General features: G+C 65.9%; 23 protein-coding genes. 15 read left to right on the top strand and 8 right to left on the bottom strand.

Annotated elements, in window-relative coordinates; translation table 11 throughout:
- Positions 1–81: 81 nt before the first annotated feature.
- The gene (locus N7573_RS05675) at positions 82–999 is read right to left on the bottom strand and encodes a LysR family transcriptional regulator (RefSeq protein WP_279912617.1); all 918 of its coding nucleotides are present in this window, start codon (positions 997–999) and stop codon (positions 82–84) included.
- 97 nt (positions 1,000–1,096) lie between these two features.
- On the opposite strand from N7573_RS05675, the gene N7573_RS05670 reads away from it, so the two are divergent.
- The 4 genes from N7573_RS05670 (at position 1,097) to N7573_RS05655 (ending at position 5,236) form a co-directional block, all read left to right on the top strand.
- Positions 1,097–1,936 carry a type 1 glutamine amidotransferase domain-containing protein gene (locus N7573_RS05670; RefSeq protein ID WP_279912618.1) on the top strand — a complete coding sequence of 280 codons (840 nt, stop codon included), beginning with the start codon at positions 1,097–1,099 and terminating at the stop codon, positions 1,934–1,936.
- A gap of 98 nt (positions 1,937–2,034) precedes the next feature.
- Positions 2,035–2,766 carry a hypothetical protein gene (locus tag N7573_RS05665; RefSeq protein ID WP_088025737.1) on the top strand — a complete coding sequence of 244 codons (732 nt, stop codon included), beginning with the start codon at positions 2,035–2,037 and terminating at the stop codon, positions 2,764–2,766.
- 79 nt (positions 2,767–2,845) lie between these two features.
- Complete coding sequence (locus N7573_RS05660; RefSeq protein WP_279912619.1) at positions 2,846–3,325, top strand: hypothetical protein; 480 nt, start codon at positions 2,846–2,848, stop codon at positions 3,323–3,325.
- A 1,128-nt stretch (positions 3,326–4,453) separates the two neighbouring features.
- Positions 4,454–5,236, top strand: coding sequence for a 3-hydroxybutyrate dehydrogenase (locus N7573_RS05655; protein ID WP_279912620.1), 783 nt, complete (start codon positions 4,454–4,456; stop codon positions 5,234–5,236).
- 71 nt (positions 5,237–5,307) lie between these two features.
- Here the strand turns inward: N7573_RS05655 and N7573_RS05650 are convergent, their stop codons facing one another.
- From N7573_RS05650 to N7573_RS05640, 3 genes are read right to left on the bottom strand one after another with little or no spacing between them, the layout of a single operon-like run.
- Positions 5,308–5,766 (bottom strand): SRPBCC family protein, encoded by a 459-nt coding sequence (locus N7573_RS05650; protein ID WP_032129304.1) that lies wholly within the window; start codon positions 5,764–5,766, stop codon positions 5,308–5,310.
- A 2-nt stretch (positions 5,767–5,768) separates the two neighbouring features.
- Positions 5,769–6,101, bottom strand: a complete 333-nt coding sequence (locus N7573_RS05645; RefSeq protein ID WP_049399064.1) for a metalloregulator ArsR/SmtB family transcription factor — start codon at positions 6,099–6,101, stop codon at positions 5,769–5,771.
- A gap of 10 nt (positions 6,102–6,111) precedes the next feature.
- Positions 6,112–6,567, bottom strand: coding sequence for an SRPBCC domain-containing protein (locus N7573_RS05640; RefSeq protein WP_279912622.1), 456 nt, complete (start codon positions 6,565–6,567; stop codon positions 6,112–6,114).
- Positions 6,568–6,732: 165 nt separating this feature from the next.
- Between N7573_RS05640 and N7573_RS05635 the strand changes: the two genes are divergently transcribed.
- Both N7573_RS05635 and N7573_RS05630 read left to right on the top strand, forming a co-directional pair.
- Positions 6,733–7,257: a GNAT family N-acetyltransferase gene (locus N7573_RS05635; protein WP_279912623.1), complete on the top strand. Its 525-nt coding sequence runs from the start codon at positions 6,733–6,735 to the stop codon at positions 7,255–7,257.
- A gap of 141 nt (positions 7,258–7,398) precedes the next feature.
- Complete coding sequence (locus N7573_RS05630; protein ID WP_279912624.1) at positions 7,399–9,168, top strand: oleate hydratase; 1,770 nt, start codon at positions 7,399–7,401, stop codon at positions 9,166–9,168.
- 43 nt (positions 9,169–9,211) lie between these two features.
- On the opposite strand, the gene N7573_RS05625 is transcribed toward N7573_RS05630, so the two are convergent.
- Positions 9,212–10,483, bottom strand: coding sequence for a hypothetical protein (locus N7573_RS05625; RefSeq protein WP_279912625.1), 1,272 nt, complete (start codon positions 10,481–10,483; stop codon positions 9,212–9,214).
- A gap of 95 nt (positions 10,484–10,578) precedes the next feature.
- Positions 10,579–11,580 (bottom strand): transcriptional regulator FtrA, encoded by a 1,002-nt coding sequence (gene ftrA, locus N7573_RS05620; protein ID WP_279943094.1) that lies wholly within the window; start codon positions 11,578–11,580, stop codon positions 10,579–10,581.
- A 261-nt stretch (positions 11,581–11,841) separates the two neighbouring features.
- Between ftrA and N7573_RS05615 the strand changes: the two genes are divergently transcribed.
- The 9 genes from N7573_RS05615 (at position 11,842) to N7573_RS05575 (ending at position 22,466) form a co-directional block, all read left to right on the top strand.
- A complete protein-coding gene (locus tag N7573_RS05615) occupies positions 11,842–14,418 on the top strand; it encodes a TonB-dependent receptor (protein ID WP_279912627.1) in 2,577 nt (858 codons plus the stop codon).
- Between the two features lie 80 nt (positions 14,419–14,498).
- Positions 14,499–15,086 (top strand): FMN reductase, encoded by a 588-nt coding sequence (gene msuE, locus N7573_RS05610; protein WP_279912628.1) that lies wholly within the window; start codon positions 14,499–14,501, stop codon positions 15,084–15,086.
- 157 nt (positions 15,087–15,243) lie between these two features.
- Positions 15,244–15,606: a DUF3088 family protein gene (locus N7573_RS05605; RefSeq protein WP_014036937.1), complete on the top strand. Its 363-nt coding sequence runs from the start codon at positions 15,244–15,246 to the stop codon at positions 15,604–15,606.
- A 14-nt stretch (positions 15,607–15,620) separates the two neighbouring features.
- Complete coding sequence (locus N7573_RS05600) at positions 15,621–16,598, top strand: MsnO8 family LLM class oxidoreductase (RefSeq protein ID WP_279912629.1); 978 nt, start codon at positions 15,621–15,623, stop codon at positions 16,596–16,598.
- A gap of 18 nt (positions 16,599–16,616) precedes the next feature.
- The gene (locus N7573_RS05595; protein WP_279912630.1) at positions 16,617–17,960 is read left to right on the top strand and encodes an LLM class flavin-dependent oxidoreductase; all 1,344 of its coding nucleotides are present in this window, start codon (positions 16,617–16,619) and stop codon (positions 17,958–17,960) included.
- 4 nt (positions 17,961–17,964) lie between these two features.
- Positions 17,965–19,185 (top strand): M20 family metallopeptidase, encoded by a 1,221-nt coding sequence (locus N7573_RS05590; RefSeq protein WP_279912631.1) that lies wholly within the window; start codon positions 17,965–17,967, stop codon positions 19,183–19,185.
- A complete protein-coding gene (locus N7573_RS05585; protein WP_279912632.1) occupies positions 19,182–19,733 on the top strand; it encodes a GNAT family N-acetyltransferase in 552 nt (183 codons plus the stop codon). Before N7573_RS05590 ends, N7573_RS05585 begins: the two co-directional genes overlap by 4 nt.
- Entirely contained in the window at positions 19,730–21,475 is a 1,746-nt protein-coding gene (locus N7573_RS05580) for an amino acid ABC transporter permease/ATP-binding protein (protein WP_279912633.1), read from the top strand. The genes N7573_RS05585 and N7573_RS05580 overlap by 4 nt, the downstream gene beginning before the upstream one ends.
- Before the next feature lie 16 nt (positions 21,476–21,491).
- A complete protein-coding gene (locus tag N7573_RS05575; RefSeq protein WP_279943093.1) occupies positions 21,492–22,466 on the top strand; it encodes an ABC transporter substrate-binding protein in 975 nt (324 codons plus the stop codon).
- Positions 22,467–22,555: 89 nt separating this feature from the next.
- Here N7573_RS05575 and N7573_RS05570 read toward each other — a convergent pair whose 3' ends face one another.
- Positions 22,556–25,675, bottom strand: coding sequence for a discoidin domain-containing protein (locus N7573_RS05570; RefSeq protein WP_279943092.1), 3,120 nt, complete (start codon positions 25,673–25,675; stop codon positions 22,556–22,558).
- A 198-nt stretch (positions 25,676–25,873) separates the two neighbouring features.
- Entirely contained in the window at positions 25,874–26,950 is a 1,077-nt protein-coding gene (locus N7573_RS05565; RefSeq protein WP_279912062.1) for an MBL fold metallo-hydrolase, read from the bottom strand.
- Positions 26,951–26,971: the final 21 nt, after the last annotated feature.

Raw genomic sequence — 26,971 nt, 5'->3', positions numbered from 1 at the left:
GGCTCGCCAAGTAACGGCGCGCGATCAGCCGCACACCCCGAAAAACGGTTCAATCCCGACACTGTTAACAAGCCCCCGGCTTCAGCCAACACCATCCTCAGCCGCATTCCCCACCAGCAACTCAATCATCGCCCGCGCCGCCGCCGACTGCCGCCGATGCGGCGCATAGATCACCGAGAACGGCCTCGACCGCCCGCGCAACTGCGGCAGCACCTCCACCAGCTGCCCACACTGCAACCGTTCGCGCACGATGAACGCATAGCTCTGGCAGATGCCGATACCCTGTTCGGCCAGCGACACCACGCCCAGCACATCGTCGGAGGTCTCGATGGACGAACGCGGCAGCCAGTCCACGTCGCGCCCGCCGTCGCGGAAGATCCATGGCGCAAGTCGCCCGGTGCGCGGCATCACGAAGGGCAGGCACAGGTGCTGCTGCAGGTCGTCCAGCGTCTGCGGCGTACCCCGACGCTGCAGGTAGTCCGGCGAAGCCACCAGCAGCAGCGGCGCATCTTCCAGCTTCCGCCCCACCAGCCCGCTGTTCGGCAGCTGGCCCAAGCGGATGGCCAGGTCGAAGCCTTCGGCCACCAGGTCCACGTTTCGGTTGGTGATGTTCAGTTCCACCTGCACCTGCGGGTACTGCTGCGCAAAGCGCGCCAGCACGGGCGGCAGCCGGTAGTGGCCATAGGTGGTGGGCACGCTCAGGCGCACGCGGCCGGCCAGCGCACCGTCCTGGGCCAGCACGTCGCGCTCGGCGTCGTCCAGCAGGCCGAAGGCGGTGCGCACCTGTTCCAGATAGAGCCGCCCGGCATCGGTCAGGCCCACGCGGCGGGTGGTCCGCTGCAGCAGCTGCCGGCCCAACCGCGCTTCCAGGCGCGTGACCGCGCGGCTCAATACCGACGGCGTGGTGGACAGCGCCACCGCGCCCGCCGTGAACGAGCCGTGCTCGACCACCGTCAGGAACACCTCCACATCGCCCAGGTAGTCGAACTTGCGGCTCATTTGGCTCTCCGGGGAACAGATGTTTTGCGATGAGGCCAATTTATCGCCGCTGGGGCGATGAATAAAGTGGCCGCCATTCCCTGATAGGAGCTACCCCATGAACCTGATGACCCGGCTGGCCGCAGCGCTGGCCCTGACCCTGGCCGCGACCGGCGCGCAGGCCGCCAACGTGCTGGTGGTGCTGTCCGACGAAAGCCACCTGGACCTGAAGGACGGCAAGGTGCTGTCCACCGGCTTCTATCTCAACGAGCTGATGCAGCCGGTCAAGCTGCTGCTGGACGCCGGCCACGAGGTGACCTTCGCCACGCCGCAGGGGCGGGCACCGACGGTGGATGCGTCCTCGGTGACGCCGGCCTACTTCGGCAACGATGCCGCGCAGCTGAAGCTGCACAAGGATCTGCTGGAGAAGCTGGCGCTGACCTCGCCGACGGCCTCGCCGGTGGTCAGCCTGGCGCGCATCGAGCAGCAAGGCTACGCGCGTTTCGATGCGGTCTACATTCCCGGTGGGCACGCGCCGATGCAGGACCTGCTGAAGAGCCCGGCGCTGGGCCGGTTGCTGGCCGACTTCCACCAGCGCAACAAGACCACCGCGCTGGTCTGCCACGGGCCGATCGCGCTGCTGTCCACGCTGCCGGATGCGAGTGGTTTCGCGGCAAAGCTGGAGCTGGGTGCGATGCCAGCCACGCCGAAGTGGATCTACAGCGGCTACCAGATGACGGTGATCAGCAACCAGGAAGAAGAGCAGGCCAAGCCGCTGCTGGGCGGTGGCGAGATGAAGTTCTACCCGCAGACCGCGTTGCAGCGGGCGGGTGCGAAGTTCAGCAGCAACACCACGCCGTGGACCGGGCATGTGGTGGTGGACCGCGAGCTGATTACCGGGCAGAACCCGGCTTCGGCGCTGGAGGTGGGGCAGCGGTTGGTGGAGCGGTTGAAGTAAGGCGGGTTCTGCATCACATGCGGTGCCGTGGCACCATGGCGGACTGGCCTCGTCCTTCCGGGCGGGGCCGTTTTCCCAGGGAAGCCCTCGAGCACGACATGCGAACGTCCTTCTTCATTCTCTCCGCCCTGTGCCTTGGCTTGCTGTCTGGCTGTGCCAGTGGCCCGGAGGAGCACGCCTCAAGCCGCGAGATCACCGGTGCGTTCGTGGCCGACGACGGCCAGCTGTACCTGCTGCCGCGCTTTGAAGAACCGATGCGCTTCAATGCCGCGCCGTTCCGCGAGTACCGCGCGCTGATGGACAGCCCGCTGCGCGAGGCGGTGGCCTGCGCGCAGATGTACTTCCATGAGGATTGGCGCGACCCGGCCAACAAGGCCAAGGTGCACGGCAGCTATGCGCTGCTGCTGCGGCCGGAGCAGGTGACGCCGGAACAGGCCGCGCAGTTCAAGCTGGAGCGGATCGAGGTGCTCCCGCGCGAGGCGAAGTATGTGGATGAGCGGGCGCGCTACTACCTGCCGCAGGACCGGAGCCGTTATGCGCTGGCGTTTGATCGGGCCTGCAATCTTTCAAAGAAGGGCGGCAGCTACTACAGCGCGCTGTTCGAGGGCGACGGCGAGCGGGTGAAGTTGCCGGACGCTGCTGCGTTGGCGGAGAAGGGGAAGCTGGCGCAGCCGATCAGTGCGCGGGCGCAGCGGATCCTGCCGGAGCGGGAGGACAAGCCGGGTGTTGGGACGGCGGCCGGCAAGGTGCTGGGCGCTGCGTTGATTCCTGTGGCGGTTCCGGTGTTTGTGTTGAGCCTGCCGTTCCTGGGGCCGGATCACTGGAAGTGAAAAGGCGTTGAGGGAGAATCATCCACGCATGGCGTGGATCTACTTGGGCATCGCCTGAAAGTTCATCCGGGAGATCTGTGTGCCCAGCACGCTGGAAACTGTTTTGAAGACTGTAGGCTTCATTGTCGTTGCGGCGCTTCCGTTGGTGATCCTCTGGTTCACCCTTCGGCGAATGTCAGCGACCGCGCGTTCTGCATTGGGATCAGGGCTGCGTTTGGATCCCCCTCGCCGGATTTCTGGCAAGTCCATGACCTTGGTGATGGTGGATGGCAAAGAGGATCGCGAGCACTATTTCTTTGATACAGAATCCTTCTACCTGCGACGTGGGCCGGTGCCCACGGCGGTTCCGCTTTCGCAGATCACCTCAGTCACACGAACGTCCGACAGGATCTACGGGCGCTATGTCTGGAAGGTGTGCTTCAGCAGAGCATCGGGCAGAAAGGGTGTGACGTTCACCAACAACCTGACGCTGTTCAACCGCGACTTCCTGCTGTTCCTGGAGGCGGTGCGGAAGGTCAATCCGCTCGCGACCGTTGAGCGGGCAAGCGTCATCTTCTAGAGCGTGTTTGAAGTTCGGTATGAACAGTGTCACTGCAATGGCATCACAGCGCGCAGCTCCTGTTCGGCCAATGTGATCGATGAGAAATGGGCGTTTGTTGCGCGCTATCTGATACTGAAGCATTCTCATGCGTGGCAGTGCAAGTATGATCTGCGATGAACACGCAAAGCCCGCAACATAGAACGAGGCCCGCTCGTTTCTGCGCGCGATGCGAAGCGTGGGCCTTATCACCTGTGACGAAGACGCATTTGAGGCAATTGTCGAGACGATTTACGTTTAATGCATGCGGTCAATCTCTGCGGAGTAGTTCCTGATGATGTGCCGATCGACGCTGGACGTATCCCTGATTCACGCCTACGCGCTTCCTCTCGGCATATGTGCTTCAAGGATCACGCTGCCTCACCGGCAACTTGGAACGAGCACCGGTGGCGTTGAGCTTGGCAAGTTCCGCATGCACAGCGGTCGCAACGTCTTCGTGCTGCGCATGGACCGTAGCTCTGTTCTCGTCACAGCCAGAGGGGATACTGACTTGATTCTGGACCGACGTCTTCACGAACAGCTCAAAGCATGCTTGGATCAGGTACGTGAGACCGGCGGCCATCGAGGAAGATTGCAATGATCAGCAGGAAGTACTGGTTTACCAGGAAAAAGTACGGATGGGGTTGGGGGATGCCGTGCGCGTGGCAGGGCTGGCTTGTGTACGCAGTCGCATTCGGCCTGCTGCTGGCAGGTCCGTTTCTGTTCTCTCCATTTCGCGAGCCCATCGCGTTTCAGCTCTACACGTGGGCCGTAGTGTTGGTCCTTGTCCTTATCTGCTGGATGAAAGGCGCCCCGCCCGGTTGGCGGTGGGGGGAGTAGAACGGCCGCAGAAGCTATTTTCGGACCTGTTCGATTTCGATCCGCCGGGCAAAGCATGGATGCATTGCTCTATGTCGGAGTCGGACAGTATCGCTAGGAGGCCACGACTGTGCCCCCTCTGAGGTGTACCGTCCGTTTTGAATGAACGCTGGACACTTCCCTCGGCGGGTACCTAACGCGTTCTAACCGTTGATTGACCAAGGTAGCGTCGCTTAAAGGGGCGCGCCGGTGAAGCTACACTGGCCACCTACGCCCAATGGAAGCTCACCCATGTTCAGTGGAAAGGTTGCGGTGGTTACCGGCTCCACCAGTGGTATCGGCCTTGGCATCGCCACCGCGCTGGCGCGGCAAGGCGCCGATATCGTGCTGAACGGCTTCGGCGATGCGGCGGAAATCGAACGCATCCGCACCAAACTGGAAGCCGAGTTCGGCGTGCGGGTAGCGCACGATGGCGCGGACCTTTCCCGTGGCGAGGCAGTGCGCGGACTGATCGACCACGCCGTGGCGACGATGGGGCGCATCGACATTCTGGTGAACAATGCGGGCATCCAGCACACCGCGTCGATCGAGGAATTCCCGGTCGAGAAGTGGGACGCGATCCTGGCGCTGAACCTGTCGGCGGTGTTCCATGCAACGGCGGCGGCGTTGCCCCATATGAAGCAGCAGGGCGCTGGTCGCATCATCAACATCGCGTCGGTACACGGCCTGGTGGGCTCGGTGAACAAGTCGGCCTATGTGGCGGCCAAGCATGGCGTGGTGGGCTTCACCAAGGTGACCGCGCTGGAGAATGCGGGCACCGGCATCACCGCCAATGCCATCTGCCCGGGCTGGGTGCGAACGGCGCTGGTCGAGCAGCAGATCACCGCGTTGGCCGAGCGCGAGGGCACAGATCAGGAGACCGCCGCCCGCGCGCTGCTGACCGAGAAGCAGCCTTCGTTGCAGTTCGTGACGCCCGAGCAGCTGGGGGAGATGGTGGTGTTCCTGGCTTCGGACGCTGCGGCGCAGATCACTGGCACGGCGTTGCCGGTGGATGGGGGTTGGACGGCCCGCTAGCGGACCCGCATCGGCCGCATTGCCGACGCCGCAGCAGCCAAGGCCCTGCGGCGTCGTCCCGACGCAGCCGTCTACTGCGGCTTCGCAAACACATCCAACCCCTTGCCCGTCTCCAACAACGACTTCAGGCTCGACAGCACGATCGGCCAGCCCTGGCGGATGCCGGTATCCATGCCGCTGCCCGGTTCCAGTTCGTCGTGGGTGACGGTCAGCCGCACCATGTCCTGGTAGGGCACGATGTCGAAGGTGACGCGGCTGTAGGCATCCGGGTTTTCGGCCTGCGAGGCGGCGGCCCAGGTGATGACCAGCCGCGAGGGTGGGGTGCTTTCCACCACTTCGCCGACCAGCTCGACCGAGCGCGTTTCGTTGGCGCGCACATGCTGCCAGCGCGAGCCGGGCTTCCAGTCCGAGACGTTCTCGTGGCCCCAGTAGCGGCTGGCGATCTCGGGGCGGGTGATGGCCTCGAACACCTTCTGCGGCGTGGAGGCGATGTAGATCACGTGGATGAAGCGGGTGGACTCTGCGGACATCGTCATTCTCCTTCCAGTTCTCGTTTCAGGTCATGCAGCAGGCTCAGGCGCTGCTGCTCGAACTTGCGTACCCAGCGTTCGTACACCTCGTGCAGCGGCACCGGGTTGATGAAGTGCAGCTTCTCGCGGCCGCGGCGCACGGTGCTGATCAGGTTGGCGTCTTCCAGCAGGCCCAGGTGCTGGGTGACCGATTGCCGGGCCATGTCCAGGTGCTCGCACAGCTGGCCGAGCGTCTGCCCGTTGTCTTCGCAGAGCAGATCCAGCAGCGTCCTGCGCGTGGGGTCGGCCAGTGCCTTGAAGACCTTGTCTGTGTTGCGCGCGTTGTCTACCGCCATGGGAATGTCTTCAATTCCAGTTATCGATCCTGACGTCGTGTGGGTTGGGCTGGCCCTTGCCGGTTTCCAGCAGCGCCTTCAGGCTCATCAGGAACACCGCCCACTTGGTGCTGCAGTGGGAGGTGAACTCGACGCGCTCTTTCCAGCCTTCATGGGTGAACAGCACGATGCAGTAGTCGCCCTCCTGCTTCAGCAGGAAGCGCGCGTGGGTGCCGATCCATTCGGCGGGGCCGGCGAGGAACTGCCAGAGCACGAGCTCGCCTGGAACAAGCTGCTCAAGTTTCATTTCCATGGCGCCGATTTCCTGGCCGTTGTTCGTGAAGCGAACCTTGACCGTCCCGCCGGCCACGCGGTCACCATGGGTGTCTTCGGCCCACCAGGCGGCGACGCCTTCGGGGGTTGCCAGAGCTTGGTACACCTGGCTTGCAGGGGCCTTGATGCCGACCCTGTGTGCGATATCGACCATTGCAGGTTCCTCGCGTGGGCGGACAGGCGCCGTCCTTGGGTGGACTATAGGCAGGTAAATGCCTGCATGTCAAATCCGGTGGACGGGGGGCTGGATCAATACACTGGGCACCTGCCAGGCATGGCCTGGCACTACTGGATCTACGGGACGTCAAGGAGTGCAGGCATGACTGAAGCTGGAAAGGAAATCTTGAACATCCGCCGCGCCAACGTAGACGATGCCCCTGCGGTGCTGATGCTCTTCGACGAAGTCATCGAATGGTTCGTGTCGATCGGCAACCTGCAGCAATGGGGCAGTGAGCCATGGTCCACGATGCCGCGCCGGATCACCCAGGTGACCGATGCGTGCGCGCTGCCGGGTGCATGGGTGGCGCAGAACGAGCAGGGTGACGTGCGCGCGTTCCTGGCGCTGGGCGAGTCGATGCCCTATGTGCCTGCGCCCACCGGCCCGGAACTGTATGTACGGGTACTGGTGGCATCGCGTGATGCGCGCGTGCGTGGCATCGGCCGGCGCCTGATGGCCTTTGCCGATGAGCAGGCGCGCGCTGCCGGGCTCGACCATCTGCGTGTGGACTGCTACGGCGGTGGCAACGGTGATCTGGTGCGCTTCTATGAGACCTGCGGCTACACGCGCATCGCGCCGTTCACTGTGGATGGCTGGCCGGGCATGCTGCTGGGGCGACAGCTCTGACGTGGCTGCGTCACTCGGTCGCAGCCTGTGTGCACGAAACGGTACATCGGTTCGGCGCTAGAGTAGGGGCATGACCTGCATGGAATGGCTGTGTCATTCCACTGCGGGTTCCTGATGACCCCCTCCAGGAAGGAGCAACGCATGTACTACAGCAGTGGCAACTACGAAGCCTTCGCGCGCCCGCGCAAGCCCGCCGGTGTCGATGACAAGCGGGCATGGTTTGTCGGTTCGGGCCTGGCCTCGCTGGCCGGTGCCGCGTTCCTGGTGCGCGACGGCCGCATGGCCGGTGAGCGCATCACCATTCTCGAGCAGCAGCAGATTCCCGGCGGCGCGCTGGATGGCCTGAAGGTGCCGGAGAAGGGCTTCGTGATCCGCGGCGGCCGCGAGATGGAAGACCACTTCGAGTGCCTGTGGGATCTGTTCCGCTCGATTCCGTCGCTGGAGATTGAAGATGCCAGTGTGCTGGACGAGTTCTACTGGTTGAACAAGGACGACCCGAACTATTCGCTGCAGCGTGCCACGATCAATCGCGGCGAAGATGCGCACACCGACGGCCTGTTCACCCTGAGCGAACAGGCGCAGAAGGACATCATCGCGTTGTTCCTGGCCACCCGGCAGGAGATGGAGAACAAGCGCATCGACGAGGTGCTGGGTCGCGACTTCCTGGACAGCAACTTCTGGCTGTACTGGCGCACCATGTTCGCCTTCGAGGAATGGCATTCGGCGCTGGAGATGAAGCTGTACCTGCATCGCTTCATCCACCACATCGGCGGCCTGCCGGATTTCTCGGCGCTGAAGTTCACCAAGTACAACCAGTACGAATCGCTGGTGCTGCCGCTGGTGAAGTGGCTGCAGGACCACGGCGTGGTGTTCCAGTACGGCACCGAGGTGACCGACGTCGACTTCGATCTGGCGGCCGGCCGCAAGCAGGCCACGCGCATCCACTGGACGCGCGAGGGCGTGGCGGGTGGCGTGGATCTGAGCGCAGATGACCTTGTTTTCATGACGATCGGTTCGTTGACCGAGAACTCGGACAACGGCGACCACCACACGGCTGCGCGATTGAATGAGGGGCCGGCGCCTGCCTGGGACCTGTGGCGACGCATTGCCGCCAGGGATCCTGCGTTCGGGCGTCCGGACGTGTTCGGCGCGCACATCCCGCAGACCAAGTGGGAGTCGGCGACGGTGACGACGCTGGACGCACGCATCCCGGCCTACATCCAGAAGATCGCCAAGCGTGACCCGTTCAGTGGCAAGGTGGTGACCGGCGGCATCGTCAGTGTGCGCGATTCGCGCTGGTTAATGAGCTGGACCGTGAACCGCCAGCCGCATTTCAAGAACCAGCCCAAGGACCAGATCGTGGTCTGGGTGTACTCACTGTTCGTCGATACGCCCGGCGATTACGTAAAGAAGCCGATGCAGGATTGCACCGGCGAGGAGATCACCCGCGAGTGGCTGTACCACCTGGGCGTGCCGGTGGAGGAGATCGATGAGCTGGCCGCGACTGGGGCGAAGACAGTGCCGGTGATGATGCCGTACATCACCGCGTTCTTCATGCCGCGCCAGGCCGGTGATCGCCCGGACGTGGTGCCGGAGGGAGCGGTGAACTTCGCCTTCATCGGCCAGTTTGCCGAATCGAAGCAGCGCGACTGCATCTTCACCACCGAGTACTCGGTGCGCACACCGATGGAAGCGGTGTACACGCTGTTAGGTATCGAACGCGGTGTGCCCGAGGTATTCAATTCCACCTATGACGTGCGCTCGCTGCTGGCCGCCACCGGTCGCCTGCGCGATGGCAAGGCGCTGGATATTCCCGGCCCGGCGTTCCTGCGCAACCTGCTGATGAACAAGCTGGACAAGACCCAGATCGGTGGCCTGCTGCGCGAGTTCAAGCTGGTGCAGGAGGACTGAGCGCGCGTCAGCGTAGAGGGGAGCGCGCCGGCAAGGCCGCGGATCAGTCGGCCAGCACGGTACCCGCTCCTTCGCCATAGGTTGCCCTGGCGCTGCCACACACCGCGTAGGTGGCAGCGCTGGCTGGCAGACCAGTGGCCTTGATGCCGCGCCGCGAATCGCCGTCAAACACTTCGGCGTAGCGTTCGGCGGCCAGCGCGTCATCGGGCAGCATGTACAGCAGGACGCGCTGCAATGTGGATTGCCCCTGCAGTGGCCGCGGCTGCCGGAACGCGGGCACCTGCACGCGCGCGCTGTGCCACCGCGTCGGTGCGTCTGCAGTCTGCCATCGCACCTGCAGGGGCAGGTTGAGCGGCAACAGCGCGGGGCTGACCGGGTAGCCGTAGGCCGTGCAATCCCTGGGCGCTTCCGGGATGTTCGCGATGGCCCCGTCGCCGATGTCCAGTGTGAGGCCATTGATTTCCACCCGAAGGATGGGCGCACTGCCGTAGTTGTGGATCTTGAACAGCGTCAGGCCTTCGAAGCGGCTGCGCTCCAGATCATCGGTGGTGAAGCCACTGAGGCGTGCGAGTGCGGGCGCGACCTCTACGTGATCGCTGTAGTGGTAGTAGATATGCACGAGCTCGGGTGTACCCGCGCGTCGCCAGGCCGCATTGAATGACGCAAGCTCGGGGTACGGCCGACGGACCAGCGGCACATCGGTGACGGCGCGATCTCCAGACGGTGTGGCGTAGCGGTAGTGGTCGACGGAGGGCTTCAGGCGCGCTTGTTCATACGGGAAGGACCTGTCTGCATCGGACTGCGGGTTGGGGTAGCGGTGGAAGGCCAGGAAGCGCTGGGGCGTTTCGCCCTGCATGGGCAGGTCCGGGCCAGCGCCAGAACCGGTGGATGCATACGGCGAGGTGTCCAGCCAAAGGGGTTGCCCGCTGAGGTTGACGTGCAGCTCGGCGATGGACACACGTGAGCCGCCGGCCAGGCTGTCCACACTGCCTTGCAGGACGTGCCACAGTGGAATGATGAGCATGGCGGCGGCGGTTGGCACGAACATCAGCACGTGTATGCGGCCCGGCACCTGCCCGCGCTGACGCACCATGTAGCGCAGCCAGGCCAGCAGAAGCACCAGCAGCAGCGGGACGCCGGCCCATATCGCGATGGTGGCCAGCGCCACGACGCCCCAACCCAGGTTGGGGCTGGACACGGCAATCAACGAGAGCGTGGCGATCAGTGCCGCCAACAGCAGCGATACGCCGATTCCGACGCGGTAGGTCCTGTAGGGGCTGTCGGTCATCACCGGTCCGTCGGCAGTGCGGGGCATGCCCCTATAGTGCAGTGGTGGTGATGGCGTGGAAAGTCGTCGACGAAGACGGCGGGGGCCTTGCCTGCCGGTCAAGGGCCGGCACTACCCGGGGCTCAGCAGCCGACCAGACGGTCCGCACTGATGCCGTTGCGATGCTGGCTGCGGTACTCGGTGGGGCTGGCATCGACCTGGCCACGGAAGTGCCGACGGAACGACTCCTGCGAACCAAAGCCGGCCTGCTCGGCAATCCACTGCAGTGGCCGGTCGGTGGTTTCCAGCAGCTCACGCGCGAAGGTCACGCGCTCGCGGATCAGCCAATCGATGGGCGACAGGCCGGTGGCTTCCAGGAACTGCCGCTGCAGGGTGCGCTGGCTGAGCGCGGCCTGCTCGGCGAGGCTGCCTAGCGAGTGCGGCTCGCGCAGGTTACGGCGCATCCACTCCATCAGCTTCGCCAACCGCGTGGGCTCGCCGTTGGGGATGGCCCGGCTGACGCGCTGGCTGCGCCCGGCATCACGCCAAGGTGCCAACACCAATCGCTCGGCCACCAGATTAGCCACGCGCGCGCCGTAATCCTTGCGCACCATGTGCAGCATCATGTCCATGCCGGTGGCCGAGCCGGCCGAGGTGATGATGCTGCCGGTGTCCACGTACAGCACATCCTCGCGCACGTCGATGCGTGGGAAGTCGCGCGCGAGCGCTTCGGTGAGGCGCCAGTGGGTGGTGGCCTCGCGGCCATCGAGCAGCCCGGCCCAGGCCAGCACGAACGCACCGGAGCAGATCGACGCGATGCGTGCGCCGCGTGCATGGGCGCGGATCAGTGCATCGAGCAGTGCCTGCGGCGGACGCTCGCTGGGCTCGCGCCAGCCGGGGATGACGATGATGTCGGCGTCATCGACGCTGCTGAGATCGTAGGGCAGCTGCACCTGGGTGCTGCCGAGCATGCGCAGTGCGCCGGGTTCGCCGGCGCACAGCTGGGTGCGGTACCAGGCCACGCCCAGTTCAGGCCGTATCGGTGCGAACAGGCCGACCGCACAGCCGAACTCGAACAGCCCCTGGCCGTGGCAAGCGACGATGGCGACGAGTGGTGCGGTGGGATCGGCGGAAGGGCTGTGCATGGCCTGATGCTACGGGTGGTGGTGCGTGGCGCAGAGTGGTGCGAGGGCATGAGGTGATGCTGGGCGGGCATATGGAGGCCGGGGTCGGATCCCTTCCGGAGGAAGGGCTCTGACCCCGTGTACGCAGGCCTGCCTAACGTCATTACCAGCGGTCATGTGGGTGGCCGGATATGACGGTTGGGTGACGCGATCCCGCCTGTCGCTGTGGGTGAACAGGCCCTTGAATGGAAGCGTGTTTCCGGCCCACCCCCACGAGCCCCCATGCCTGCTGCCTACGCCCCAGCCTTGAGCACTCTTGCCGTCCTGATCGCGGCCGTCCTTGCTGCATCACCCAGCCACGCAGCGGAAGCCGATGCAGACCCTGCCACCACTGCAGCCACCGCCAATGTGGCGGCCTCCACGCTGGATGCGGTGGTGGTCACCGGTTCACGCACCAGCACGCGTACGGTGAAGAACAGCTCCACGCCCATCGATGTGATCTCCGCAGAAGACCTCGCTGCTACCGGGCAGGGCAACCTGCTGGAAGCGCTGCAGCGCAGCCTGCCGTCGCTGAGCCAGATCGGCGGTTACCAGAGCGACCAGGAGAGCCTGATCCGCGGCTACCAGCTGCGCAACCTGTCGCCGGGCTACACGCTGGTGCTGGTGAACGGCAAGCGCCGCAATGCCAGTGCCTATGTGAGCGGTGCCAATGGGGGCGGCTTCCCCGGACATGCGTGGGCGGACCTGGCGTTGATTCCGGTCTCGGCCATCGACCATGTGGAAGTGCTGCGTGATGGTGCCTCCGCCATCTACGGCTCGGACGCGATCACCGGCGTGGTCAACGTGATCCTGAAGTCGCAGGCGCACGGTGGTGATGTGTCGGTGGAGAGCGGGCAGAGCACCGATGGTGATGGTTCGCGAACCAGCGTGCGCGCCAACGTCGGCCTGCCGTGGGGCGAGGATGGCTTCATCAACCTGTCCGGCGAGACCACCCGCCAGCATCATGCGATCCGTACCCGTCGCTACATCGACGGCTACCTGAGCTATCCGGCAGTGGATGGCAGCGGCAATCTGGTGGCGCTGCGGCCGAACAATCGTTTGCCAGCAGGTGCCACGCCGAATCCGGCCGAGGCCAGCCGCAATGCCGAAGCCAATACCATCCTCAGCTCGCCGTCGTATGCGTTGAAGGCCTTCGCGGTGAACGTGGGCCATGGCCTGGGCGAGAGCGCGCAGTTCTACGCCAATGCTACGGCCAGCGATCGCACTGCACAGGCGATCCAGAATTTCCGTCTGCCGGCGACCATCTTCACTACCTACAAGGCGCCCGGCGTGCTGAGCGTGTTTCCGGATGGCTTCCTGCCGGTGCTGGAAACCAAGGAGAAGCAGTACACCGGTACGGCCGGGGTAAAAGGCCAGATCGCGGGTTGGGACTACGACGCCAGCCTGACCGGCAACCGCAGCACCGTGCGCACCTATACGCGTAACTCGGTGAACTACTCGCTGCCGTATCCCGGTTCACCCACTGATTTCTATGACGGCAAGCTGGACTACCAGCAGGGCATCGCCAACCTGGACCTGCGCCGTGGCTTCGAGGTGGCGGCATTCGCTTCGCCGCTGGAGGTGAGCGCGGGCGCCGAGTATCAGCACGAGCAGTACGAGCGCGGGGCGGGGCAGTGGGAGTCGTATACCGGCTTCGGCGCTGCAGCCTTCGTCGGCTATTCCACCGCCGACGCGGTGAAGGCAACCCGTAACAGCAAGGCGGTGTACGTGGGTGCGGCCACCAACATCACCTCGCGCTGGTACCTGGATGCGGCCGCGCGCTGGGAAGATCACTCCGACTTCGGCAGTGTCTCTACCGGCCGCCTGACCACGCGCTTCGACTTCACCGACGCGCTGGGTGTGCGGGCAACGGTGAGCAACGGTTTCCATGCGCCCAGCCTGGGCGCGCAGTTCTACCAGGCCACCGGCAGCTGCCCGTGCGGGACCACGCTGGTGGCGCAGGTGTCTTCGCCGGCAGCGATTGCGTTGGGTGCCACACCGCTGAAACCGGAAAAGGCCACCAACTACAGCCTGGGCGTGACCTGGGACCCGAGCCCGGCGTTCCATCTGGCGGTGGATGCCTATCAGATCGACATCCGCGGCCAGCTCGGCCAGTCCAGCCAGATCGGCTACAACGCGCAGGATCCGGCGCGCGTCACCGACAACAGCGGCACGGTGCTGAGTGCGGCGCAGAAGAACACCATCGATGCACTGCTGGGTTCGGCCGGCATCAGCATCCTGCCGGGTGATGCGTTCTACGCCAGCTACTTCACCAACGTGGGCAATACCCGTACACGCGGTGTGGAGCTGACCCTGGAGGCGAACCAGGAAACCGCGTGGGGCAAGCTGCGCTGGAGCTACGCCGCCAACGTCGGCCGCACCACCATCCAGAAGGTCAGCGACATTCCGGCGGCGCTGCAGGGCCTGCCGAACATCAACCTGCTGACCAGATCCAGCGAGTATGCGCTGCGCTTCCGCACGCCCAGCTATACGCAGGTGGCGGGGCTGGGCTGGCAGAACGGGCGCTGGCGCTCGAATCTGGACTTCACCTACTACGGCCCGATCAAGCGCCTGAACAACGGCGTGGAGTACAGGCAGCCGCCGGTGCTGGTGACCAACCTGTCCGGTGGCGTGGAGCTGGGCGCGGGCTGGAGTGCGGCGCTGGGCATCAACAACGTGTTCGACAAGCGCACCCGCAAGGTGCCGGAGTACGCGCGCAGTGCCACCGATGTGGCGAGTATCGAGACCACGTGGGACAGCGGCGATGTGCTGAGCAATGTGGGTGCGTACTGGTTTGGCCGGGTCAATTACCGGTTTTGATCTGGAGCAGCCGAGCATGGCTCGGTTCTGCAAAAGCGATAGGCAGCCGAGCATGGCTCGGCTCTACACGGGAGCAGTTCATGTCTTCTGCATTGAGGGTGGTTGCATTGGTGGGGTCGCCGACCAGCTCGGCGACGTCGCGCACGTTGTTGCTGGTACGGCATCTGCTGGACTCGCTGCAGCAGCGGGTGCACGCCAGCGTGGAGCTGGTGGAGCTGGCGCCGATCGCGCGTTCGCTGGGCCAGTCGCTGTCGCGCGGCGAGGCGGAGCCGGCGGTGGAACGGGCACTGCAGACCATCGAAGCGGCGGAGCTGCTGGTGGTGGCCGCGCCGGTGTATCGCGGCTCGTATCCCGGCTTGTTCAAGCACCTGGTCGACTTCATCGAGCTGGAGGCGCTGGTGGATACGCCGGTGCTGCTGGCAGCCACCGGCGGCAGCGAGCGACATGCGCTGGTGATCGACCACCAGCTGCGGCCGTTGTTCAGTTTCCTGCAGGCGCACACGCTGCCGATCGGGGTGTATGCCACGCCTGCCGATTTCGACGGCGAGCACATCAGCAGCGCGGCCCTGCAGGCGCGCATCGAACTGGCGACCGAGCGTGCGGCCGGGCACTTGGCCACGCAGGCGCAGGCGCTGACGGTAGCGGCGCCGCTGCGACGTATTGCCTGACGCCATAACCGGCGGCGCTTTGCTTATGGCTACGCCGCATCTGCGTGGCCGGATCTGACCGCCGATTGTCGCCAGCCGTCGCTGCTGCGGCTGCTGGCATCTCTAGCATCGATATCGAAGCGGCATCGCATTGCCGGCCCCGATGAGGACGACCCCTGTGACTCTCGACGCAGCAAGCAAACCCATCCTGTTCCTGCTCGACCGTGAGTTCGAGGACGGACAGATTCCCGGCCAGCGCTTCTTCTGCCGGCACAGCCTGTTGCTGGAGGGCGCGCTGTCGAGCATCGATGGCCTGGACGCGCAGCTGGACGTGCGCCGCATCGGCTTCGCGCGACCGCGCCGTGAGGTGATCGCCGAGATCGGCGAGCAGGACCAGTCGCTGCCGAAGCTGGTGCTGCCGCAGGGCGTGCGCAGCGAACTGGCCAGTGGCGCGCACCAGGACCGCCAGTACATCTCCGGTGCCGAGCCGATCCTGGCCGCGTTGAACGGCTTGCTCGGCATTCCCGTGGCCCACCCCTGAGCGAGGACGTGACCATGAGCTATCAGATCAGCGTGCTGGACAAGAGCCCGGTGGCCGAAGGTGCCTCGCCGGAGCAGGCGCTGCGCAACAGCCTGCAGCTGGCGCAGCGCGCCGAGCAGCTGGGCTACCACCGCTACTGGTTTGCCGAGCACCACGCTGCACCGACGCTGGCCAGCCCCGCACCGGAAGTGCTGGCTGCGTGGGTGCTGGCGCAGACCCGGCGCATCCGCATCGGCAGTGGTGGGGTCATGCTGCGCCACTACGCGCCGTACAAGGTGGCGGAGAACTTCAACCTGCTGTCGGCGCTGGCGCCGGGGCGTGTCGATCTGGGCGTGGGCAAGGCCCCCGGTGGCCTGCCGGCTTCGACCGCCGCGCTGGCAGCCGGGCGTCCGGCGTTCGCCGACTTCGACCAGCAACTGCGCGACCTGGAAGGTTATCTGTCCGGCGCCGACACCGAGGCACAGGCTCGGCCGGTTCCGCAGCAGGCACCAGAGCGCTTCCTGCTCGGCGCCAGCCCGCAGAGCGCGCAGCAGGCGGCCGAGCTGGGCTGGCGCTTCGTCTACGCCGCCCACTTCGATGGCGACCCGAAGCATATCGAGGCCGCGTTCGATGCCTACCGCAGTGTTTCTACGCAGCCGCCGCTGCTGGCCACGGTGGCGTTCGCCGCACCAACTGCCGAAGCCGCAGCACGTCATATCGGTGCGCTGCGCGTCTACAAGCTGCACCTCGGCCCCGGCCAGACGGTGAATCTGCCCAGTCCCGATGCGGCTGCCGAGTACGCGCGCCAGGTGGGCGTGGCTGACTTTCGTATCGAGGAAACGCGCCCCAGCGTGTTGTCCGGTGATGCGCAGCACGTGCGTGACGAACTGGATGCGCTGCACCGGCGCTTCGGCGTGGGCGAGTTCATCCTCGATGCGCCGGTGGCCGACCTTGATGCACGCCTGACATCCCTTGAACTGCTGTCGCCCGCGCCGCGCGCGGCGGTGGCCTGACCTGCAGGAGCGATTCCCATGAGCACGACCCCGCGCCACATTCCGTTCGGCATCATGCTGCAGGGCCCTGGCAGCCACATGCATGCCTGGAAGCATCCCTCCAACCCGGCCGATGCCAGCGTCAACCTGCAGTTCTACATCGACATCGCGCGTACCGCCGAGGACAACGGCATCGCCTTCGGCTTCGTAGCCGACGGCCTGTACATCAACGAGAAGTCGATCCCGCACTTCCTCAACCGCTTCGAGCCGATCTCGTTGCTGTCGGCACTGGCCACGGCAACGAAGAAGATCGGCCTGGCCGGCACGCTGTCGACCTCCTATAGCGACCCGTTCACCGTGGCCCGCCAATTCGCCTCGCTGGACCTGCTCAGCGGCGGTCGTGCCGGCTGGAACGTGGTGACCTCGCCACTGGAGGGCTCGGGCCGCAACTACGGCCGCCCGCACCCCGAGCACGCGCTGCGCTACCAGATCGCCGACGAGTACCTGGACGTGGTGCAAGGGCTGTGGGATTCCTGGGATGACGATGCCTTTGTGCGCGAGCGCGACAGCGGCACGTTCTTCGCACCGGAGAAGTTCCGCCGGCTCGACCACAAGGGCCGCTTCTTCCAGGTGGAAGGGCCGCTCAACATCCAGCGTTCGCCACAGGGCCAGCCGGTGATCTTCCAGGCCGGGTCGTCCGACGATGGCATCGCGCTGGCCGGCAAGTATGCCGATGCGGTGTTCACCCATTCGCCATCGCTGGAGGAGACCCGCGCGTTCACCCAGAAGGTGAAGAACTCGGCGATCGCCCACGGCCGCAGCGGCAATGACGTGAAGATCTTCCCGGGTATCGGCCCCATCGTCGGCCGCACCGCCGAGGAGGCTGAAGCCAAGTACCAGGCAATCGCCGCGCTGGCCACGCTGGAGGATGCGCTGGCCTATCTCGGCCGCTTCTTCGATCACCATGATTTCAGCCAGTACGATCCGGACGCACCGTTCCCGGAGCTGGGTGACATCGGCAGCAATTCGTTCCGTTCCACCACCGACCGCATCAAGCAGGATGCACGTGAGAAGGGCCTGAGCCTTCGCCAGGTGGCGTTGGAAGCGGTGAGCCCGCGACCGAATTTCATCGGTACGCCGGAACATGTGGCCGACGAGCTGATCCGTTGGTTCGATGCCGGTGCCAGCGACGGCTTCATCCTTGGTTTCGCGGCACAGCGCGAAGGCCTGGACGATTTCGTGACCCAGGTGCTGCCAATCCTGCAGGCGCGCGGCTACCACCAGCGCGTGCTGGAAGGACAGACCCTGCGCGCGCATCTGGGCCTGCCGTACAAGGCCAGCCGTCATTCGACCGACGCCGAACCGGCGCGGAAGGTGGGGTAAGGCGATGAGCGGAGAAAGCGCGGCAGCACCGGGCCATGCCCGGCGGAATTCCCTAACGACTGGCGTGCTGCCGGAAATCGCGGCACGCGCCGAGGCGGCCATCGCGATCCGCCATGACCTGCATCGGCACCCGGAGCTGGCTTTCGAGGAGCACCGCACCAGCGCCCGCGTGGCCGAGCTGTTGCAGCAGTGGGGCTATGAGGTCACCACCGGCCTCGGCGGCACCGGCGTGGTCGGTACGCTGCAGCGCGGGCAGGGCAGCCGTCGCCTCGGCCTGCGCGCCGACATCGATGCACTGCCGATCCACGAGGATTCCGGGCTGGCCTACGCCAGCCAGACCGAGGGGCTGATGCATGCCTGTGGCCACGATGGGCATACCGCCATCCTGCTGTCCGCGGCGCACTACCTGGCCCATCATGGCCGCATCGACGGCACCCTGCAGTTGGTGTTCCAGCCGGCCGAGGAAACCGGTTCGGGGGCCTCGAAGATGATCGCCGACGGCCTGTTCGAACGCTTCCCGGTGGATGCGATCTATGGCCTGCACAACTGGCCGGGCGTGCCTGTCGGCCACTTCGGCTTCGTCGATGGCCCGGCGATGGCATCGGTGGACTGGGCGCGGCTGAAGGTGATCGGCAAGGGCGGTCATGGCGCCGAGCCTCAGGGCAGTGTCGACCCGATCCTGGCGGCGGCGCATATCGTCACCGCGCTGCAAAGCGTTGTCTCGCGCAATGTGGATCCACGGCAGATGGGCGTGGTCACCGTCGGTTCGATCCACGGCGGGCAGGCCGCCAATGTGATTCCAGACGTAGTGGAGCTGAAGCTGACCGTGCGCGCCTACCTGCCCGAGGTACGTGACACCCTGCGGCGCCGTGTTACCGAGGTCGCCGAGCAGACCGCCGCCGCGTTCGGCGCGCGCGCGGAGGTCGAGTTCCCGCGTGGCTTCCCGAGCGTGATCAACCACCCGCAGCAGACCGCCTACATCCGCGACGTGGCCGTGCAGGGCTTCGGCAGCGAGCAGCTGGTGCCGGAGTTCGCGCCACGCACGGCCAGCGAGGATTTCGCCTTCCTGCTGCAGGCGCGGCCGGGCAGTTTCGTGTTCGTCGGCAACGGCGACAGCGCACCGCTGCACAGCCCGCGCTATGTATTCAACGACGCCGCCATCGCACCCGCCGCCAGCCTGTGGGCGCGGCTGGCTGAAGACTATCTGGTGAAGGACGTGGCATGAGCAGCAACGAACGCTTCCTCTACACCTCGGTGGATGATCCACTGGCGCGGCCGCTGTTCGATGGCCTGGAGCAGGAGTACGACAGCCGCTACGCCGACGTGCGTCGACGCATCGGCGGCAGCGCCCGCGAGGAACTGCAGCGCTACCCGGCGCAGGCGTTCGCGGCGCCGGTAGGGGCGTTCGTGTTGCTGCTGCGCGATGGTGTGGCGATCTCCGGCGGTGCCTTCATGCCGCACCGCGATCCGGACACCGCCGAGTTCAAGCGCATCTGGACGCTGCCGGGCCTGCGCCGCCAGGGCATCGCGCGGCGTGTACTGCAGGAACTGGAGGACCAGGCGGCGCGCCAGGGTTACCGACGGGTGTTCCTGACCACCGGCTTCCGCCAGCCTGAAGCCGTCGGCCTGTACCTCAGCCACGGCTACACCGCGCTGTTCGATCTGGAGGCCGATCCGGAATCCATCGCCCACTTGCCGTTCGAGAAGCACCTGGGCGTATCGGCGCCAGCCGCCGTGCCATCACAGGCCGTGCTGCACGGAGCCCACGCATGAGCACGCCTTCGACCGCGCTGGATGGAATTGCCACACGCCCGGCGCCAACCCCGGCGTTGAAGATCGTGCCGGCCCGGCATCCACTACAGGTGGTCGGAACCCTTCTGGCGTTGGCGCTGATCCTGATCGGGCTGCAATCAGTGTTGGGCAATCCGCGCTGGGGTTGGGGCACCTTCGCCGAATGGTTCTTCGCACGCCCGGTGCTGGAAGGCCTGGGTCGCACACTGCTGCTGACCGCACTGGGTACCGGACTGGGATTCGCGCTGGGTACCTTGCTGGCGTTGGCCCGCGTGTCCGGCTCGCCACTGCTGTCGGCGGTGTCGTGGGGCTATGTGTGGCTGTTCCGGTCGATCCCGCTGCTGGTGCTGTTGTTGTTGTTGAACAACCTGGGCTACCTTTACAGCACCATCGAGCTGGGCGTGCCGTTTACCGGCATCAGCCTGTTCTCGTACCCGACCACGCAGCTGATCGGTGTGTTCACCGCAGCAGTGCTGGGCCTGACCTTGAACCAAGCCGCGTTCTCGGCTGAGGTGATCCGTGGCGGCATTCTTTCGGTCGACCACGGCCAGTACGAAGCTGCGGCCGCGCTTGGCCTGCCGCGTGGTCGCCAGGTGCGCCGCATCATCCTGCCACAGGCGATGCGTTCGATCCTGCCGGCCGCGTTCAACGATGTGATTGGCCTGGCCAAGAGCACCTCGGTGGTCTACGTGCTGGCGCTGCCGGAGCTGTTCTACACCGTGCAGGTGATCTACCGGCGCAACCTGGAAGTGGTGCCGCTGCTGATGGTGGCCACGGTCTGGTACCTGGTGATCCTGACCGTGTTGTCGCTGCTGCAGCGGCGCGTGGAGCAGCGCTTTGCGCGCGGCCAACTGCAGCGCGAGCGTTCGGTATCGCGTGTCTCGTCACCGACGCGCGCCACAGGTGAGGCTGCACCGCGCGTGGTCAATCGCCCGCGCATTGCCGCGCAGGTTGAGGCGGGTGAGGGGGCATCGGTGTCGCTGCACGGTGTGGGCAAAGTGTTCGGCGACCAGCCGGTGCTGGAAGACGTGAACCTGGACCTGCGCGCTGGCAGCGTGACGGTGCTGATCGGCCCGTCCGGCGCTGGCAAGTCCACGTTGCTGCGGCTGATCAACCACCTGGAACGTGCCGACAGCGGTTACGTGACCGTCGGCGGGCAGCTGATCGGCTACCGCCGCGATGGCGACACCCTGTACGAGCTGCCCGAACGCGAGATCCGCCGCCGTCGTGCGGAAGTGGGCATGGTGTTCCAGGGCTTCAACCTGTTCCCGCATCTGACCGCGCTGGAGAACATCATCGAGGCGCCGATCGCGGTGCGCGGCGTGCCGCGGGCGCAGGCCGAGCAGCAGGCGCGCACGCTGCTGGACCGAGTCGGCCTGGCCGACAAGGCAGATGCCTTCCCGCGCCAGCTGTCCGGCGGCCAGCAGCAGCGCATCGCGATTGCTCGTGCGCTGGCCCTGCAACCGAAGGTGCTGCTGTTCGACGAACCGACCTCGGCACTGGACCCGGAGCTGGTGGCCGAAGTGCTTAGCGTGATCGAGGAGCTGGCCCGTTCCGGCACCACGCTGGTGATCGTCACCCATGAGCTGAGCTTCGCCCGTCGGGTGGCTGACCACGTGGTGATGATGGACCAGGGCCGGGTGATCGAGCAGGGCACGCCCGAGGCGCTGTTCGAGCGCCCGCGCCAGCAACGCACCGCCGATTTCCTGGCCAAGACCCTGTAACCCCGGAAGGAAGACCATGAGCCCTGCAGCACCGCGTCGCCCCTCACGCAGCACCCTGTTGATCGTGGGTGTGCTGGTCATCGGCATCGCCGGCATCGTCTATTCGCGCGTGCGTCAGGCACCGGATGCCGGCACCGTGGCCGCAACCAGCCTGGCGGGTGCGAACACCGCAATCCTGAAGGGCACGCTCGATCCGAAGGCGCAGGCGTTGATTCCGGCCGACTATCGCTTTGTCACGCCTGGTACGTTCACCGTGGCCACCCATCCGGGGCAGCTGCCGCTGGCCGACTATGGTGCCGACAGCAAGGACGTGGTCGGCATCGAGCCGGACATCGCACGGCTGATTGCCGATGGGTTGGGCCTGAAGCTGGTGATCGTGCCGGTGGCGTGGGCGGACTGGCCGTTGGGGTTGGAATCAGGCAAGTACGATGCGGTGCTGTCGAACGTGACGGTGACCGAGGAGCGCAAGAAGAAGTTCGATTTCTCCAGTTACCGCTACGACCTGCTCGGCATCTATACGCGCAGTGATGGGCCGATCCAGAAGATCGAAAAGCCGGCCGACGTAGCCGGGCTGAAGGTAGTGGTCGGTGCCAGCACCAACCAGGACCAGATCCTGCGACAGTGGGACCAGCAGAACATCGCCGCTGGCTTGAAGCCGGTGGAGTACCAGTACTTCGATGACGCCGTGGTTGGGCGGTTGGCGGTGATCACCGGGCGCGCCGATGTGTCGTTCGAACCGAATGCCACCGGCGCCTATTCCGCACGCGATGGCAAGGTACGGCGTGTGGGCCTGTTCCCCGGTGGCTGGCCGAACGCCGCGGCGATCTCGGTGACCACGCGCAAGGGCAGCGGCCTGGCTGATGCGGTGACGCAGGCACTGAACACCCAGATCGGCAGCGGCACCTACGCGCAGGCGCTGAAGCGATGGAATGTGACCGAGGAAGCTGTGCCGCAGTCGCAGACCAACCCGCCAGGGCTGCCGACGCTCTGACGCCGGGCATGGCCGGCGCGCCCCTGTAGAGTCGAGCTTGCTCGACTGGCGCATGGTGATCGGCGAAATGCAGTCGAGCAAGCTCGACTCTACCAACGCGCCTCCAGCGTCTTGAACGGTTTCGCGAGGCGCACGCCCTCGGCATCGAAGTCGGAAACGCTGCGTCCATCCACGCGCACAGACTTCGGCGCGGTCCGGTTCGGCCACCACATGCGCACGGCGGTGTCCTTGCGCAGCCCCTCGCCAATCACCACTGTCAGCAGCCCGTCGCGCTGCCGCGCCTGCATCTGCAGCGTGCCATACGCGGTCGGCAGGCGTTCCACCGCCAACCCATCCCCGGCCACCCAAGACGGCGGCGTGCCCGGCAGCAATGACAACGCGTCATCGTCCTCGCGCATCAACATGCCGAACAGCGTGCGGCCGTATTCGGCACCGATCCAGGTATGCGGCATGTCGCCCAGGTAGCGCGGGAAGCGCAACCGCGAATGCACGACCTCGGCCAGCACCTGCCACTCAAGCGGGCGCCGATCATGCAGCAGCCCCTGTAGCAGCTCGTCGGCCGCCTGCGGCTGGCCCAGGTGCACATAGCTCAGCACGTTGCGGATCTCGTACGGGGTGTAGGCATACAGCGCCCCGGGCTGGCTGCGCTTGCGAACGCCCTCCAGATAGCGGGCGAAGGTGGTCCGCAATGCATCTGCCGGCAGCACGCTCTGCGCACCGGTGGGGTCCAATGCAATCGAAACGCCGGTGGGATCACCATCGCCCAGATCCGCCGAGGACGGAATGAAGTCGATGCCCTTCCACGCCATCGTCGCCCGGATCGAGGCATGCAATGCGTCGTACAGCAGCTTGTACTGTTCGCGCGCCCAACGGGCGGTTTCATGGTCGCCAAGTGCCTCTGCCAGCCACGCGCCGTCGTGCCAGCCCTTCACTCCCCAGTAGTCATCCCAATAGCTGTGGGTGGGCGACGGATAGCCCTCATGGCTGATCGACGGCGCAAGAATGCCCGCGAAGCGTTCCGGCGCCGATTGGTCGGCCTTGTAACCGGGCACCAGCGTGCGCTCGCGCAGTTCCTGCAGGAAGCGCAGTGCTGCTTTCACTTTCGGCAGGTAGTCACGCACCGACTCGGGCCCGCCATCGAGGCGGGCGACATCGGCCACCAGTGCCACGTACTGGCCCTGGCTGTCGTACTCGATGTCCGAGCCGAAGCCGGTGTTGACGCTGCCATCGTCGTTGAGGATCGGCGAAACCAGTCCGTTGGCATGCACACCGTGCGTGCTGTACCAGGCCAGGTAATCACGCGCGACGCGGGCTTCGCCCATGCGCAGCAGCACCGCCGAGGTGGCCATGCCATCGCGGATGAAGGAGCGGTTGTAGTTGCGCGGACCAGGCTGCATGGCCGGGCCGGTCTGGTTGATCAGCATGTAGGCGGCCTGCGCGCGCAGCATGTCGACCAGCGAGGGGTCGGGCAGGCGCAGGCCGACCTGGCCGAGCCGGGCCTGCCAATCTGCGGACGCCTGCGTAGCCAGCGTCTCGAACGCCGCATTGGCATCACGGGGCAGCGTGGCCAGGTCAAGCGCAGGCGCTTCGGGCAGCACGCCATTGGCATCGGCGGCGGCGGTGCCGAGTGGGAACGCGACGACCACCGCATCGCTGGCACCGGGCGCGAGGCGGATCCGGTAGCTCAATGCGGCTGCGGCCAGTCCTTGCTCGTCACGTGCCTGCTGCGAGGAAGGCAGTTCGCCGGCAGCGATGTCCGCGGTGATCTCCGTTGTGCCGTCCTTTCCGAACGGCGCAACGCCGGACGCAGCCACCGGCGTGAGCGAGCGCAGCAGCGTGCGGCCGTTCACGCGCACCGTGTTGGCTTCGACGGCGACCTCGCGGATCGGCGACAGCCCACCGTTCTGCCATGGCGGGTTCATCTGCATCGGTCGTACCGCCAGGGTCAGCGTGCCGTCGATCGCGGTGCTGCCGGTGTTGTGCAGTCGATGGCGGAGGAAGGTCACCGGCTGGCCATCGCGCTCGATGGCGAACACCTCACTGCGCAGCTCCAGCCCAGGCTGCGGCGACCAGGTGGCCGAAGGCATAGGCTTCCAGCCATCGCGCAGGGCGTGCTGTACGGGCTGACCGGCGGCACCTGCAGCACGCCCGTCGGCGCTTCGCCAGAGCGGCTGCACCAGCGGCGCACCCTTGAACGCTTCCAGGTTGCCGTATTCGTCGAAGATCGATTTCTGCCGGCCCGCGTGCACACCCACGGCGGTCCAGTAGGTCTGCTGCATCTGCAGCGAGGCGGGGAACAAGGCACGTTGCGCACCGCTGGCGGCAATCTGGTAGCGCTTCATCGGCGTCATCACGGCTTTCGGGCCAAGCAGGCGCAGGCGCGCGATCTGCGGGGCAGCGCCGTCCACGGCCAGGCGGAATGCACGTAGAGGGTGTGCCGTGTCAGCAGCCAGCCAACTCTGCCGATGGCTGGCCGCCTGTGCATCGTGCGCGAGGTCCTGCCATCGGCCCTGTGCGTCCTGCGCCTGCAAGCGGGCGGCGCCGCGCCCGCCATCGGCCCAGTCGACCGCGAGACCGGCCGTGGACTGGGCGCGAGGCAGCATGATCTCGAGCGTATGGGATCCACCTTTTCCGGCTGGAACCGCGACGGTGCCACCGCCTTGCCAGAGCGCCGCCGCCTGCGTTGCATCGACACCGCTGATGCGTGCGCTGAGCGTGCTGTCCAGTGGCTCCATCTCGAAAATCGACACGCCCCAGTCGGACGTGCGCTGCGGGCTGGCCAACCGCAGGTAGCGCGCCTGGCGTGGCGCGAAGTACAGCGTTTCCACGTCGCCCAGCGAATCGGCCATGGTGTACGCGGTCTGCCACTGTGTGCCGTCCAGCGAGGTCTGCAGCGAATAGCCTTCCGGGTTGGAGACATCCCAGGTGAGGCGTGCGCCGGCCAGCATCGTCGGTGCACCCAGATCGATCTGGAACCAGTGGCCCGGACTGAAGGCGCCGCCGGTGACGGTCTTGGGGGCGCCGTCGATCAGGTGGCTGATCGCCATCGCCGGTACCTGCTGCGAGGACGCGCTGGCCTGCCATTGGCTGCGTGGTGGCAGCGTCTGTGCCTGTGCGCTGAAGGCCAGCGCGGCCAACAGCAGGGCAGTGGCAGATCGCCATGGGATAGCTGAGCGGGAGACCTTGGAGCGTTCGGCGCGCAACGTCATTACGGACAGCCTCGCAGGTTCGACCAGAATCGGGCGAGCGCTACGCTAGCAAGGGATGTAATCGGTTACATGACGCACTGCAGCGGCGCAGGCCGTTTCTGCGTAGAGCCGAGCCTACGCTCGGCTGCCGTTCGGGTAGGCGCAGCCGAGCATGGCTCGGCTCTACATGGCTTCCGGCAGGTCAAGCGGCATCCTCCATTACAGCTCCACCGTCTCCCACCAGCGTGTACCCGCCTGCGGCGCCTGCATGTCCAGTGCTTCGCCCATCATCGGCGTGGCCACCGGCACGTTCTTTGCGCCAGCCAATGCAGTGATGCGCTCGAACGGTTGCTGCCAGGCGTGCAGCGCCAGATCGAAGGTGCCGTTGTGGATCGGCAGCAGCCACTTGCCGCGCAGGTCCAGGTGCGCCTGCAGGGTCTGCTCGGGCTGCATGTGCACGAAGGCCCAGCGCGGGTCGTAGGCACCGGTTTCGATCATGGTCAGGTCGAACGGACCGTACTTCTCGCCGATGGCCTTGAAGCCGTCGAAGTAGCCGGTGTCGCCGCTGAAGAAGATGCGGAAGTCGCCGTCCTGGATCACCCATGACGCCCACAGGCTGCGATCGCTGTCGCCCAGACCGCGGCCGGAGAAATGCTGGCCCGGGGTGGCGGTCAGGCGCAGGCCACTGGCCTCGGTCGATTGCCACCAGTCCAGCTGTTCGACCCTGCTGGCGTCCACGCCCCACGCAATCAACTGGTCGCCCACACCCAGCGGTGCGATGAAGCGTGCGGTCTTGCCGGCCAGCTGCATCACCGCGGCATGGTCCAGGTGGTCGTAATGGTTGTGCGAGAGGATCACGCCGGCGATCGGCGGCAGTTCGTCGATGCTGATCGGCGGTGCGTGGAAGCGCGCCGGGCCCAGCCACTGTACCGGCGAAGCGCGCTCGGAGAACACCGGATCGGTCAGCCAGTATTGGCCACGCAGCTTCAGCAGGATCGTGGAATGCCCGAGCCGGAACAGGCTGCGATCAGGCGCGGCGTCCAGGGTGGCGCGGTCCAGCGGCAGCACCGGAATGGGGTGGGCGGGCACGGTGCCCTTGGGCTTGTTGAACAGGAACGTCCACCAGATCTCCGCGGCATCGCGCAGGCCCATCGCCGGACGCGGCAGGGCATTGCGGAACTTGCCGTCGCGGTACTGCGGCGAATCGGGGAAGTCAGGGAGGGACCAGGACTTGCAGAAGGTGTAGGCGGTCACGGCGAGGATTCCAAGCAAAAGGACAAGGAGCAGGCGCTTCATGGGTGACGTCCGCTGGGTACA

The sequence above is a fragment of the Stenotrophomonas sp. GD04054 genome (assembly GCF_029836955.1).
GTDB lineage: Bacteria > Pseudomonadota > Gammaproteobacteria > Xanthomonadales > Xanthomonadaceae > Stenotrophomonas > Stenotrophomonas maltophilia_A.
The sequence above is the reverse complement of the archived record's forward strand: the minus strand, read 5'-3'. Positions and strand labels throughout refer to the sequence as shown.